Genomic DNA, 13,765 nt, shown 5'->3' with positions numbered 1-13,765 from the left:
TACTTGATTCGCGCAAGTCCCTTCCGTTCCTGGATCGGATCTGACAGAGTCGTCCGCTATCCGGTGATCAAATGCCGGTGATCATTGCATTGATGTGCCCCACGCGTGTCCATCTGCGGCAGAAGTGTGCCGAGATCGGGTCGATGGGTGGGCCGGGATGCTACCTGGGACGTGACCGGGGGAGGAACTTGATGCTCGGCTTCGTCGTGCGCAGACTGCGCGGGCGACTGCCGCTGGCTGCTGCCGTGCTGCTCGCAGTACTGATCACCACGGCGGTGCTGACCGCGTTGGTGGCGTTCAACCGCAGCGTCGGCGAGGCCGGCCTGCGGCAGACGCTCCAAGGGGCCGGCCATGCCCGGACCACGGTCATGGTGGTCGCCGGGCACGGGCTCGACCAGCGGGCGAAGGACGAGGCGGAGATCGCCGCCTACCGCGGCCACCTCTTCGGCGACCTGCCCGTACGCACCGACAGCCTGCTGCGCAGCCGCTCCTACGGCCTGCCGGCCGCCACCTCCGGTGCGGGCGAGCCCGCGCCCTCCGGTGCGACCCCGGCTCCGGGCTCGACCCCGGGTCGGGGCGCCGCGCCCCAGCCCGACCTGACGGTCCTCGCGGACATCGACCGCGGCCGGGCCCGACTGGTCGCCGGAGCCTGGCCCGCCGCCGCCTCCGGCCCGGTCCAGGCCACTGCCCCACAGGCCGCCGTCCCGCAGACCATGCTGGCCCGGCTCGGCCTCACCGACCAGGCGCTGCCCGCCGACGTCCAGTTGACCGACCGCCTCGACGGCAAGCCGCTGACCGTCCGCATCACCGGTGTCTACCGCGCGGCGGACCCGACCGACGCGTACTGGCACATCGACCCGGTCGGCGGCCACGAGGTCGAGGTCGGCGGCTTCACCACCTACGGTCCGATGCTGGTCGACCAGAGCGCCTTCACCACCGCCGGCTTGCTGCAGAGCAGCCGCAGCTGGCTGCTCGACGCCGACTTCGCGGGCGTCGACCGGTCCACGGCCGAGGCCATGGGCAACCGCGCCCAGCCCCTCGCCGACGACCTGCAGTCGCGCGCCGGGCTCAGCGCGCGGACCGAGCTGCCCGACATCATGCGCGAGTTGTCCTCCAGCATGATGGTCGCCCGGTCCACCCTGCTGATCGGCGCCCTGCAGCTGACCGTCCTCGCCATCGCGGCCCTGCTGCTGGTGGTCAATCTGATCGCGACCCGGCAGACGGCCGAGAACGAGTTGCTCGCCGCCCGCGGCGCCTCCGGCGCCCGGCTCGGCTCCTTCACCGCCCTGGAGTCGCTGCTGCTGGCACTCCCGGCCGCGCTGCTCGCGCCGCTGCTGACGCCGTACCTGGTCCGCGCCCTGGCAGGCTTCGGGAGCGCCCACGAGGTGCGCCTGACGACCGCCGTCAGCTGGACGCTCTGGCCGATCGCGGCGCTCTGCGCGCTCGCCTGCATCCTGCTGGCCACCCTGCCCAGCCTGCTGCGCGGTGCCGGAGCCGCCCTGCGCAGCCGCTCCGGCCGCCGCCAGGCCCTGGTCTCCGGCCTCGCGCGCAACGGCGGCGACCTCGCCGTGCTGGCCCTGGCCGTGCTCGCCTACCAGCAGCTCGGCCAGTACGGCAGCGGGCTGTCCACCGACTCCTCCGGTCGGCTCGGCGTGGACCTGCTGCTGGTCGCCACCCCGACCCTGGCGCTGTGCGCGGGCACCCTGGTGGTGCTGCGCCTGCTGCCGCTGGTCGCCCGGCTCGGCGCCCGGATGGCCGCTCGCGGCCGCGGCCTCGGCCCGGCCATGGTCGGCTGGCAGCTGGCTCGCCGGCCCGGCCGCGCCACCGGCCCGGTGCTGCTGCTCGTGATGGCCGTCGCCACCGGTGTGCTGGCGCTCGGCCAGCACGCCACCTGGACCGCCTCCCAGCGGGACCAGGCCGCCTTCAGCACGCTCGGCGGCCTGCGCATCTCCGCCGCGCACAGCTCCCTGATGGGCCAGGGCGGCCGCTACGGGGCCCTGCCCGGTGGCGACCGGCTGATCCCGGTGGTGCGCTCGGACCAGTCCCTGCCCGAGGGCAACGGCCAGCTGATGGCCCTGGACACCGCCGCCTTCGCGGAGCGCGTCCCGGTCCGCGCCGACCTGCTCGGCGGGCACACCCGCGAGGAGGCGTTCGCGCCGCTCGCCCCGCCCGCGGCCACCTCGAAGGGCGGACTGGAACTGCCCGGCCATCCGCTGCGGATCGACGCCGAGCTCTCCGTCCACCAGCCGGAGCAGCAGGTCCAGATGGCCAACGGGACGACCCGCCCGCCGGTCCGCCCGGAGGTCCGGTTGCTGCTGCGCGACCGCTTCGGCCTCGTCCACAAGGCCTCGCTCTCCACGCTGCCGTTCAACGGCGACACCACGGTCTCGGCTTCACTGACCACGCTGGTCGACGCCCCGATCGGTTCGGTCGCCGCGCCACTGACCATGGTCGGCGCGATCGTCTCCTTCGGTGACCGGACCGACGGCGAGGTGACCATCCGCCGGCTGTCCGTCTCCGACAGCGCCGACGGGCCCGCGACCGCCGTCCCGGTGCCGGCCGGACTCGCCTGGACGGCGACGGCACCCGGCGTCCGGGACAGCCGTGAGGTCGCGCCCGGGCCCGCAGCCGCCCTCGGATCCGAACCGACCGGCGCCGACCGGCTGTTCACCATCCGCTACCGCTTCGCGAACGGCCTCGGCGAGACGCTCCGCGCGATCGTCAGCCCGGCCGGGACGAGCGCGACGGCCACCGTGCCCGGCGTCGCCACCCACGACTACCTGAAGGCCGTCAGCGCCTCGGTCGGCGACACCGTCCAGGTGCCGTTCGGCGGATCCTCCCTCCCGGTCAAGATCACCGCCGTGGTCAACGCCCTGCCCGCGTCCGGCCCCAGCACCCTCGTCGTCGACCTCGCCAGCACGGCCCGCGTCCTGGCAGCGCAGGGCCAGGAGCTGCCCAACCGCGCCGAGTGGTGGCTGCCCGCCACCGGCCCCGGCGACCGGACCCCCGCCGAGGCCGCCGCCGCCCTGCGCGCCGCCCCGGGCACCCAGGACATCCAGCTCTACGAGGAGGTCTCCGAAGGCCTCCTCGGCGACCCGGTCGGCGCCGCCCCGCAGAGCGCGCTCATGGTCATCGCGGTCGTCACCGCCGTGCTCGCCGCGATCGGCTTCGGCGCCGCCGTGGCCGCCTCCGCCCGCGAACGGTCCCGGGACTCCGCCCTGCTGCTCGCCCTGGGCACCCCCCGCAAGCAGATCACCCGAACCATCGCCGCCGAACAGGGCGTCCTGGTCGTCCTCGGCGGGGCCGTCGGCCTCGGCCTCGGCGCCCTGCTCGTCCACCTGATCGTTCCGTTCGTCGTGCTGACGTCCGCAGCCCGCCGCCCGGTACCCGAGGCGCTGATCGAACTGCCGCTCGGCCAGGCCCTCCTGCTCGCGGCCGCGATCGCCGTCGTCCCCCTGCTGTCGGCCTTCCTGATCGGACGCCGCCGTCGAGACGTGGCCGCCCGGCTGCGCCACGTGGAGGAGATGTGACCACCAAGGCCGGCACCACCGTGCCCACCCCCTCGGCCGCCCGGCGGCCCGCGCCCTGGGTCCGCACCCGGCTGCGCGCGACGCCGCTGGCCGCCCTGCTCACGGCGGCACTCGCCTTCGTCACCGTGTTCATGGCGGCGGCCATCCCGCGCATCACCGACCGCAGCGCGGACAGCGCACTGCGGGACTTCGTCCGCCACCTGGGCGTCACCTCGACCAGCCTGCTGGCCACGGCCCAGCCGAACCTGAGCGACACCGCCACGGATCTCGACACCGTGCAGCAGAAGCTGACCGCGGAGATCGGCCGGAACCTGACGCTCAGCCAGTCCGGCCAGCTCTACGGCACCCGGACCAAGACCTCGCGGGGCATGCTGAACACGGGCTACGCCAAGCTGTCGGACAACCGTGCGCCGCAGCTCGACCTGATGTACGTGCACGGCTTCACCGACCGCGTGACCCTGGTCGACGGGGCCTGGCCGAGCCCCGCGGACGAGGGCGCGCCCCTGCCGATCGTCATCAGCCAGAAGGCCGCCGAGACCATCGGCGTCAAGCTCGGCGACGTCATCGACAACGGCAGCGAGGTGACCGGCCCGGTCCGGTCCCGCGTGGTCGGCCTCTACCGCGTCAACAACCCCGACGACCCGAGCTGGGAGGACGCCGGCTGCCCGGCCCGTGCCTGCCTGGACGGCGGGGGCGCCGAGCTCGGGTGGAAGACCACCGGTCTCATCGACGGTGGCAGCCTGCCCGGGCTGGTCCGCTGGGGCAAGAACGTCCAGAACTTCTGGCGGCTGCCCATCGATCCGGGTGTCCTGCGGGCCGACCAACTGGCCCAGACCCGCAGCACGGTCGGCTCCTACCTGAGCGGGAGCGGCGCCACCGGCCTCGCGCGCCAGACCAACCGCGTCGACCTGCGCGTCAGTTCCCTGCTGCCCGAGGCCTTCACCCGGGCCACCGCCCGGTACGAGGCCTCGGCGCCGCTGGCGGCGATCGGCCCGGCCGGGGTGGCGGGTGTCGCCGTGGTGGTGCTGTGCCTGGCCGCGGCCCTCACCGCCGACCGGCGCACCGCCGAGATCCGGCTGCTCCAGGCCCGCGGCGGCTCGCGCGGCGGTGTGTTGCTGCGCCTGCTCGGCGAGGGCGTGGCGACCGTGCTGCCCGCCGCCGCACTCGGGGCCGCGCTCGCCCTGGTGCTGCTGCCCACCCCCCGGTGGGGCGACGCGGTGCTCGCGGCCCTGGTGGCGACCCTGCTCGCCGTGCTGGCCTTCCCGGCCCGCGCCGCCGTGCTGCTGACGCCGCCGAAGGCCGTCGCCGGATGGCGCCGGCTCGTCGGCGAGCTCGCCTTCCTGGCCGTCACCGCCGCGGCGGTGGCCGAGGTCCGCCGGCGCGGCGCCGCCCCCGCCGGTGCCGGCCTGGACCCGCTGGTGGTGGCCGCGCCGCTGCTGCTCGCCGTCACCGGCGGCCTGCTGCTGGCCCGGGTCCAGCCGGTGGTGGTCGGCTGGCTGGCCGCCCTCGCCGGGCGCGGCCGCGGCCTGATCGGGTTCCTCGGGCTGGCCCGTGCCTCCCGCGACACCTCGGGCCGCCGGCGACCCTCCGCGCTGCCGCTGCTCGCCCTGGTGATCGCCGTCACCACGACCGGTTTCGGGGCCACCGTGCTCGACACCGTGGACACCGTCCGGCTGCGCGCCGCCCGGATCGCGACCGGCGGAGACGTCTCCGTCTCCGTCCCGATCTACGCGACCCTGCCGGAGACGTTCACCACGGCGGCCGCCCAGCTGCCGGGCGTGCGGGCCTCGACCGGGGTCTGGGTCGAGAACGGGGCCAGCCTCATCAGTGCCGAGCAGGAGTCCGTCTCGGCCATCCTGGTGGTGGCCGAGCCGAAGGCGTACGCCGAGATCGCCCGGACCTTCGGGATGGGCGAGTTCGACCCGGCGCTGCTCGCCGGCGCCCCCGGCGGTCCGGACACCCCGGTACCGGCGCTGTTCAGCACCGGCCTGTCCAAGCAACTGGCCGCCGGGCCGCCCCGGCTGCGGACGCCCAACGGGGGCCAACTGCGCACCACCGTCGCCGGGATCGTCGCCGGCACCCCCGCCCTGCCGGACCCCGGCAAGCCGTTCATGGTCGTGCCGGCCGGGCCCGCCGCCGAGCGTCTCCCGGAGCTCAAGCGGACGAACAAGTGGCTGTCCGTCGGCGACGTCGACCCCGAGCAGGTCAGGGGACTGGTCCTGGAGCGGGGCCTGACCGCCGCGGAGGGCCTCGCCAAGCTGATCAGGGACGAGGCCGTGGCCGCCGGCAAGGGCTCGCACGGCCTGCCGCCCGGGTACACGGTGCGCAGCAGCCGCGAGGCGGCCGCCGTGCTCGCCGCCGATCCGCTCCAGCACTCGGCCGTCCAGATGTTCTGGTACGCGGGCGCCGCCGGCGCGGGCTTCGCCCTGCTCGCCGTCCTGCTGACGCTGGTGCGGGCGGCCCCCGAGCGGGCGGCCCTGCTGGCCCGGCTGCGCACCATGGGCCTGCGGCCCCGGCAGGGGCTGGCGCTGATCGTCACCGAGACGCTGCCGCAGGCCCTGGCGGCGGCCGTCGGCGGCGGGTTGGTCGCGGTGGCGGCGGTCTGGCTGCTCGGGCCCGCCTTCAACCTGTCGGCGCTGGTCGGTGCGGACATCGGCGACGCGCTGACCCCGGCCCTGCTGCCGGTGCTGCTGCCCACGACCGGCCTGGCCCTGGTGGTCTGCCTCGCGGTGATGCTGGAGACGGCCGTGACCGGCCGGCGCCAGATCTCCGCCGAACTACGGGCGGGGGACCAGCGGTGACGCCGGGAACAGCGGTACCGGTCGTGACACCGGTGCGGACCGCCGGAACTGTGAAGACCGTCAAGGTCGTTGAGATTTCCAGGACTGTGAAGACAGGAGACGAGCGGTGAAGAGCACTCCCCAGGAGCGGCCGACCGCCGAGGCCCCCAGCCTGCAGGAGCTCCAGCAGCGGGCCCTGGCCGCCGCAGCGCCCAGGGCGTACGGCGAGGGTGCGGCCATCGTCTGCGACCGGCTGGTGCGGATCTTCAGCGCCGAGGGCGTCGAGGTCCAGGCGCTGCAGGGGTTGGAGCTGACCATCCAGCAGGGCGACCTGGTCGCCCTGGTCGGTGCCTCCGGCAGCGGCAAGTCCACCCTGCTGACCATCCTGGCCGGGCTCGACGTGCCGACCGCCGGCAGCGCCACCGTCGCCGGCTGCGACCTGCTGGAGATGCCCGCACGGGAGCGGCTGCGCTACCGGCGGGAGGTGGTGGGCTTCATCTGGCAGCAGACCGCCCGCAACCTGCTGCCGTTCCTCACCGCCGCCGAGAACATCGCCCTGCCCATGCAGCTGCGCGGCCGCCGGGGCGGGGCCGGTCGGGCCAAGCAGCAGGCCGGTCGGGTGGCCGAGTTGATGGAGGCGCTGGAGATCGGCGAGCTCGCCCACCGCCGCCCCAACGAGCTCTCCGGCGGCCAGCAGCAGCGGGTCGCGATCGCGGTGGCGATGGCCAACAACCCGCCGGTGCTGCTCGCCGACGAGCCCACCGGTGAGCTGGACTCCGAGACCGCGGGGGTGATCTTCGAGTCCTTCCGCACCGTCAACCGGGAACTCGGAGCCACGGTCGTGATCGTCACCCACGACCCGATGGTCGCGGGTGAGGTCCGCCGCACGGTCGCCATCCGGGACGGCCGGACCAGCAGCGAGGTGCTGCGCCGCACCGTCACGGACGAGCACGGCGAGGAGTCGGTCAACGAGCGCGAGTACGTGATGCTGGACCGTACCGGGCGGGTGCAGCTGCCGGTCAAGTTCCTGGAGGCGCTGGGGATGGAGCACCGGGTGGCGGTCGACCTCGTGGCCGACCACATCGAGGTCCGCCCGGACGACATCGCCGGGCACTGAGGGGCGGGTACGAGGCCCGGGCACCGAGGGGCGGGTGCCGGGGAGGGGCGGGCGTCGGCTGCCGCTACTGCCGCTGGTTGTCGCCGCCCATCCGCTGGAAGAGCCCGCTGCCCTCGGCGTCGGCGCGGAGGTCGGGCGCGTCCTCGCCGGCGCGCTCGCCTCGGGCCGTGGCGGTGCAGAGGGCGAAGACGAGCAGTGCACTGGCCGCGACGGCGAGGATTCCGAGGGCGGTCAGGACGCGTAGCCAGGTCAAGGAAGTGCCTCCTGGGGACGGTGCGGAGGAACGCCGCCGGGGAGGTATCGGCAGTTCGGCCCGCACGGTCGAGTGTCCAAAAGCGGTTCTTCCCGTCGCCCGCCGCGCGAGAGGTCGCCCGCGCGGGCGCTCGAAGCATCTACACGGCGCGCCATGCTCCCTCGCGCGCCCCTGCGGTAGTGACGGCCCTCCCCTCCGGGCGCTCCGCCAACGCCCGCAGCGCGCCGAGGTCCGGCTTCCCCGCCCCGGTCAGCGGGATCCCTGGCACGACCAGGACGGTGTCCGGGGCACACCGCCGCCGCCCCCCGTGCTCCCGGGCCCAGCGGTGCAGCTCCGCCGCCGTCGCCCGCGAGCCCGGCACGGTGACCACGGCCGCGTGCACCCGCTCCAGCCGGTCCGCGTCGACCGTCGCGAACATCACCGCCTCCCGTACCTCCGGGTGCGCGCGCAGCGGCTCCTCGACGTCCCGGGGAAACACGTTGTGCCCGTTCACGATCGCCATCGGATCGCGCCGCCCGGCCACCGTCAGATAGCCGGCCGCGTCCAGGCTGCCCAGATCGCCGGTGTGCAGCCAGCCGTCCCGCAGCACCCGGGCGGTCAGCTCCGGGTCGCGCCAGTAGCCGACCATCGCGGTCGGGGTGCGGACGCAGATCTCCCCGGTCCGGCCCGGCGCCAGCACGGCGCCGTCCTCGTCCACGATCCGCACCTCGGTGTCCGGGAACGGGCGCCCGGCGGTCAGCAGGAGCCGCGGGTCCAGATGCTCGTCCGGGCTCAGCCGGGTGACCGGCCCGCACTCAGTCAGGCTGTACGTCTGGTGCAGCACCCGGCCCAGCCGCCGGGTCGCCTCCGCCAACCGGCGCGGCGACGGGGGGCAGCCCGTGTACGTGACGCGCCGCAGGCTGCCGGTGTCCGTCCTGGACAGCAGCGGGTGGTCCAGCACCCGGTAGAGCAGATGCGGCGGCAGGTACACCCGGGACACCCGGAACCGCTCGATCGCGGCCAGCACGGCCTCGGCGGCGAAGCCCTCCTGCAGCACCACCGTGCCGCCCGCCGCCAGCGCCAGATCCGCCGTCGTCCCGCCGCCGTGGCACAGCGCCGTACAGAGCAGGAACGTCGCGCCGGACAGCAGCGGAGGTCGCGGCGGCCGGGCGAACCGGCGCACCACCCCCTTCGGCCGACCGGTCGTCCCGCCGGTGAACCGCACCGCCATCACGTCCTCCGGGCGGTACCGCGGCGCCAGCGGCCCGGGCGGGCAGGACGCGGCCGCCGTCGGCAGGTCCGTCCCGAGGGCCGACGGGCCCAGCGCGAACAGGCCGACCGAGGGCAGCGCCCGGGCGATCCCCTCGGCGGCGGCCGAACACCGGGCCGGATCGAAGACCAGCGCCGACGTCCCGGCGAATCCGGCCAGCGCCACCGACTCCCCGACCGGGCCGTCCGGATGCAGCATCGCCACCCGGCACCCCAGCAGGTTCGCCGCCAACCGCACCAGCACCGCCTCCGGCCGGTTCCCGGCCAGCACCGTCACCCCGTCCCCGCGCCCGAGCCCGGCCCCCTCCAGCGCCCGCGCCAGCCGGTACACCCCGTCCAGGCACTCCCGCGCCGTCAGCGCCCGCTCCCCGCAGCGGACCGCCACCCGCCCCGGATCCCGCTCCAGCCCTGCCAACACCCGCCCGGTGTACGTCGGATCTGACTCCGCCATGCCCCAGCCTCCTTCTGATGGGTCGTCAGCATAGGTGGGGTGACGCAGTGGATCTCACCTCTGGTCCGGCGCGGGCGGGACGCGGCGGCGGCCGGGAGTTGCTAGGGTTCCCGGTCGGACACGGACGGGGGACAGGTGGGCACCAGCAAGGGCACGGCCGAGGCGCCGGGCGGGCCGGGGTGCGAGGAACGGCCGCGCGGTGTCGTCGACCTGCGGGGCGTGGCCGGGGCGGCGTTCACCGTGCACTATCCGTCCGATGCCGTCGTGGTCGTGTCGGGCCTGCCGGGCGCGGGCAAGAGCACGCTGCTGCGGCGCTGGTCCGGCGCGGGGGCGGTGCCGACCGTGGACCCGCGCGCCGTGCACGAGGCCTGCGAGGCCGTCATGCCCGCGCGCCTGCCCTACGCGGTCTACCGGCCGTGGGCCCGGCTGGAGCACTTCCGGCTGTTGCGCGCCTCCGTCCGGCGCGGTGGGCCGCTGCTGGTGCACGACTGCGGCAGCCGTGTCTGGATGCGCCGCTGGCTCGCCCGGGAGGCCGCCGGACAGGGCCGACGGCTGCACCTGGTGCTGCTCGACGTCGGCGCCGCCACCGCCCTCGACGGCCAGCGCGCCCGGGGCCGTCACGCCTCCGCCCGCGCCTTCGCCCGCCACCGCCGGGGCCTGGACCGCCTGCTCGCCGCGTTCACCCGGCACGTGCGCTCCGGTGGGCCGATGCCGACCCCGGAGGCGGCGTCCGTGCTGCTCCTGGATGCCGTCTCCCGCTCCCGGGCGGCGGCCGTCCGTTTCGGGACGGCGGGTTGAGGCCCCTGCCGGCCGCGGCGTCCTTCTGTCGCCGCGTTCCACCAGGCGGGCGGGGAGCGCTCGGTGACGGTTGCGGAGGGGGCCGACTGGGAGTGCCGGCGGTACGAAGCGCCGGTGAGGACCTGTCCGACACGACCGGACACGCCCTACACAAGCCCGAGGTGCGGCTCGACGCCCGCCAGTTCGCAGCCGGCCGCCCACAGGCGGGCGGCGACGGCACGGTCGGTCATGTGGGCCTGAACCGGCTCACGGCGGGGCGCCCCGCGCAGGCCGAGGATGCCCGGGCCCCAGAGCTCTCCGCCTCGTACCTCCGGGTCGAGGACGGCCCGGACGATGGGCCACGCCCCGCGGTGCTTGCCCTGGACCAGGAGCCCGGCCGGCAGGCCGCGCAACCGTTCGCCGGTGGTGCGCACGTGCACCGGCGGGCGGGACGGGGTGAGGGAGTCGAGGGCGCCGCCGGGGTGCGCCACCACGCTGAGTACGGTGCTGCCGACGGCGCGGAGGCGCCGGTCGAGTTCGAAACCGAAGGTCATCTGCGCAAGCTTCGAGCGGCCGTAGGCGCGTTTGGGCCGGTAGTCCACGGCCGACTGGAGATCGTCCGGGTCCAGCCGCTCCGAGCGTGCCGCGAAGCTGCCGACCGTCACGATCCGGCCCGCCGGAGCGGCCGCCAACAGGGGCGCGAGCCACCGGGTGAGCGCGAGGTGCCCGAGGTGGTTGGTCGCGAACATCAGCTCGTGCCCCGCCGGGGTCTCCCGACGCGGCGGATCGTCCAGCGCGACCCCGGCGTTGTGGACGACCGCGTCGAGGCGGTCGAGGGCGAGTCCGTCGACGGCGGTCCGCAGGGACGGCAGGTCGGCGAGGTCCAAGGGGAGGTGGCGCACCGACGCCCCGGGGACGCGGGAGCGGATCGAGGCCATGGCGGCCTCGGCCCGGCCGGCGTCCCGGCAGCCGAGCAGGACCCCGGCACCGGTGCCGGCGAGCTGCTCGGCGACGAAGTAGCCGATACCGGCGTTGCCCCCGGTGACCAGGACGCTCCTCCCGGCGCCGGACGGCGGCCGACGGGCGTCCCACGACCGGTTCGGGCTTACGGACGACATGACGACGATCTCCTGACGCTCGGGAGCACGGAACCCGCGGGAGGACAGAGCCCGCGGGAGCACGGAACCCGCGGGGGCTCCGAACGCTCGGGACCGCGGGCACCGTCAGTACCCCACCGTCACAGGCGGAACCGGCATACCGCTGACAGATCGCCGTCACCCACCGACAGCACTCCAAGATCATCGAACCGCCCCGTTCGGGACCCGCACCGCTCGGACCCCTGCGAGACTGGAACCAGCAGAGTCCGTTACGGAGAGAGGTCAGCATCCGCATGCCCAGCAGCGCCGCCGTCGACAACCCGTGGTTCCGCCGCTTCAGCCCGTCCGACTCCGCCCCGGCCCGGATCGTGATCTTCCCGCACGCAGGCGGCTCCGCGAGCTACTACATGGAGTACGCCAACGCGCTCGCGCCCCACGCCGACGTGCTCACCGTCCAGTACCCGGGCCGCCAGAACCGCTTCGCCGAGCCGCCGATCGACTCGGTGGCGGAACTCGCCGAACAGCTCTACCGGGAGCTGCGCGAGTGGACGGACCGTCCGATGACCTTCTTCGGGCACAGCATGGGCGCGGCCGTCGCCTTCGAGACCGCCCGCTGCTTCGCCCGCGACGGCCTCCCGGGGCCCGAGCGCCTGTTCGTCTCGGCGGGCCGCGCGCCCTCGCTGCCCCGGGAGACCGCCGTCTACCGGATGTCGGACGACGGGCTGCTCGACACGATCGTCCGCCTCGGCGGGACGGACGAGCGGATCCTCTCCGTCCCGGCGCTGCGCGAGCTGATCCTTCCGGCGCTGCGGGCCGACTACACCGCCATCGAGACCTACCGCTGTGCGCCGGACGCGACCGTGCCGCAGCCGATCACCGCCCTGGTGGGGGAGACCGACGCGAACGCCACGGTCGACCAGGCCGCCCAGTGGGACCGGCACACCACCGGCGGCTTCGACCTGCGGGTCTTCCCGGGCGGGCACTTCTACGTGGCGGACCAGACCGCGGCCGTGGTCGAGGTGCTCACCGCGCACCTGCGCGGCTGAGGCGGCCGGGCCCGTCCCGGCCTCGGTGACGCGCCCCGGCGGCTCGGCTACTGTGCCTGCGTGACGGGCCGTCGGCCGCGCCGCCGACGGCCCGTCAGCCGCACCCCTCAGTCGCAACCGCCCACCGGGAGGCCGCCATGCGCCGGATCGCCGTCGTCGGAGCGGGCCAGGCCGGCCTGCAGCTCGCACTGGGGCTGGTGGCCGCCGGCTACGAGGTGACGCTGGTCGCCGAGCGCACGCCCGAACAGGTGCGCGGCGGGCGGGTGCTGTCCACGCAGGCGATGTTCGGCCCGGCGCTGCGCACCGAGGCGGCGGCCGGGCTGGACCTGTGGGCCGGCGAGGCGCCGGCGGTCCACGCCGTCCGGGCGGTGCTCGCCGTGCCGCCCGGCGTACGGGCGCTGGAGTTCACCATGACGCTCGACGAGCCCGCCCAGTCGGTGGACCAGCGGCTGAAGCTGGCGCGCTGGCTGGAACTGCTGGCGGAGCGCGGCGGCCGGGTCGAGTACCGCTCGCTGGACCGGGACGGCCTGCGCGAGCTGGCCCGGCGGCACGAGCTGACGGTGGTCGCGGCCGGGCGCGGCGAACTGGCCGAGGTCTTCGAGCGCGACGCCGCCCGCTCGCCGTTCGACCGGCCGCAGCGGGCGCTGTCCTGCCTGTACGTCCACGGGGTGGGCTCGCCTGATCCGGCCACCGAGCCGCGGGCCCGGATGCACGCGCTGCCCGGCCTCGGTGAGCTGTACCTGCAGCCGGCGCTGACCCTCTCCGGCCCCTGCGCGATCCTGCTGTGGGAGGCGCTGCCCGGCGGGCCGCTCGACGTGTTCGGCGACGGCCCGGCGCCTGACGTCCAACTCGCCCGGATCCGCTCGCTGCTGAAGGAGCACCTGCCGTGGGAGGCGGAGCTGTGGGCGGACGCCGAGCCGACCGACGCCGGGGCCGGCCTGTCCGGCGCGGTGACCCCGGTGGTCCGCCGGCCGGTGGCGGAGCTGGGCGCGGGCGTCGACGCCGTCCACGTGCTCGGCCTCGGCGACGCGGTGGTGGTGAACGACCCGATCGCCGGCCAGGGCGCCAACAGCGCCGCGCTGGCGGCGCAGGCGTACCTGCGGGCGATCGTCGAGCACGGCGACGCCCCCTTCACGGCGGACTGGATGTGCCGCACCGCCGAGCGGTTCTGGCGCCGGCACGCCCGGCACGCGGTCGGGTTCACCGCCGCGATGCTCACCGTGCCCGACCACGTGCAGGGCGTGTTCGTGGCCGCCGCCGAGCACGAGCCGGTCGCCCGCCGACTGGCCAACACCTACGCGGAGCCGAGCGACCACGCCGCCTGGCTGGCCACGCCCGACCTGACCGCCGCCTACCTGGCCTCGGTCCGCGGCTAGTGTCCTGCGCCGCTAGTTCGTCGTTAGTTGTCATGTGACTTCTACTGCTGGTGGGTCTGTTCCTCGTCGAGGTCCGAAACTGGAGGCGTT

9 protein-coding genes are annotated in these 13,765 nt (G+C 75.3%); 6 read left to right on the top strand and 3 right to left on the bottom strand.

Going from position 1 to position 13,765, the window contains the following annotated elements; genetic code table 11:
• Nucleotides 1-191: 191 nt before the first annotated feature.
• The 3 genes from ACIOJE_RS37840 (at nucleotide 192) to ACIOJE_RS37830 (ending at nucleotide 7,427) form a co-directional block, all read left to right on the top strand.
• Nucleotides 192-3,530, top strand: coding sequence for an FtsX-like permease family protein (locus ACIOJE_RS37840; RefSeq protein ID WP_400782839.1), 3,339 nt, complete (start codon nucleotides 192-194; stop codon nucleotides 3,528-3,530).
• On the top strand, nucleotides 3,527-6,331 hold the full coding sequence (locus ACIOJE_RS37835; protein WP_400782837.1) for a hypothetical protein: 2,805 nt from the start codon (nucleotides 3,527-3,529) through the stop codon (nucleotides 6,329-6,331). Before ACIOJE_RS37840 ends, ACIOJE_RS37835 begins: the two co-directional genes overlap by 4 nt.
• Nucleotides 6,332-6,437: 106 nt before the next feature.
• Nucleotides 6,438-7,427 (top strand): ABC transporter ATP-binding protein, encoded by a 990-nt coding sequence (locus ACIOJE_RS37830; RefSeq protein WP_280683586.1) that lies wholly within the window; start codon nucleotides 6,438-6,440, stop codon nucleotides 7,425-7,427.
• A 64-nt stretch (nucleotides 7,428-7,491) separates the two neighbouring features.
• Here the strand turns inward: ACIOJE_RS37830 and ACIOJE_RS37825 are convergent, their stop codons facing one another.
• Both ACIOJE_RS37825 and ACIOJE_RS37820 read right to left on the bottom strand, forming a co-directional pair.
• A complete protein-coding gene (locus ACIOJE_RS37825) occupies nucleotides 7,492-7,680 on the bottom strand; it encodes a hypothetical protein (RefSeq protein WP_280683588.1) in 189 nt (62 codons plus the stop codon).
• A 139-nt stretch (nucleotides 7,681-7,819) separates the two neighbouring features.
• The gene (locus ACIOJE_RS37820) at nucleotides 7,820-9,379 is read right to left on the bottom strand and encodes an AMP-binding protein (RefSeq protein ID WP_400782834.1); all 1,560 of its coding nucleotides are present in this window, start codon (nucleotides 9,377-9,379) and stop codon (nucleotides 7,820-7,822) included.
• Nucleotides 9,380-9,514: 135 nt separating this feature from the next.
• On the opposite strand from ACIOJE_RS37820, the gene ACIOJE_RS37815 reads away from it, so the two are divergent.
• Complete coding sequence (locus ACIOJE_RS37815; RefSeq protein ID WP_400782832.1) at nucleotides 9,515-10,177, top strand: AAA family ATPase; 663 nt, start codon at nucleotides 9,515-9,517, stop codon at nucleotides 10,175-10,177.
• 146 nt (nucleotides 10,178-10,323) lie between these two features.
• Here the strand turns inward: ACIOJE_RS37815 and ACIOJE_RS37810 are convergent, their stop codons facing one another.
• On the bottom strand, nucleotides 10,324-11,274 hold the full coding sequence (locus tag ACIOJE_RS37810) for an SDR family NAD(P)-dependent oxidoreductase (RefSeq protein WP_400782829.1): 951 nt from the start codon (nucleotides 11,272-11,274) through the stop codon (nucleotides 10,324-10,326).
• Between the two features lie 272 nt (nucleotides 11,275-11,546).
• Between ACIOJE_RS37810 and ACIOJE_RS37805 the strand changes: the two genes are divergently transcribed.
• On the top strand, nucleotides 11,547-12,299 hold the full coding sequence (locus tag ACIOJE_RS37805) for a thioesterase II family protein (RefSeq protein WP_280683596.1): 753 nt from the start codon (nucleotides 11,547-11,549) through the stop codon (nucleotides 12,297-12,299).
• A gap of 137 nt (nucleotides 12,300-12,436) precedes the next feature.
• Complete coding sequence (locus tag ACIOJE_RS37800) at nucleotides 12,437-13,675, top strand: styrene monooxygenase/indole monooxygenase family protein (RefSeq protein WP_280683597.1); 1,239 nt, start codon at nucleotides 12,437-12,439, stop codon at nucleotides 13,673-13,675.
• Nucleotides 13,676-13,765 lie beyond the last annotated feature (90 nt).

The sequence above is a fragment of the Kitasatospora sp. NPDC087861 genome, assembly GCF_044742585.1.
GTDB lineage: Bacteria > Actinomycetota > Actinomycetes > Streptomycetales > Streptomycetaceae > Kitasatospora.
The sequence above is the reverse complement of the archived record's forward strand: the minus strand, read 5'-3'. Positions and strand labels throughout refer to the sequence as shown.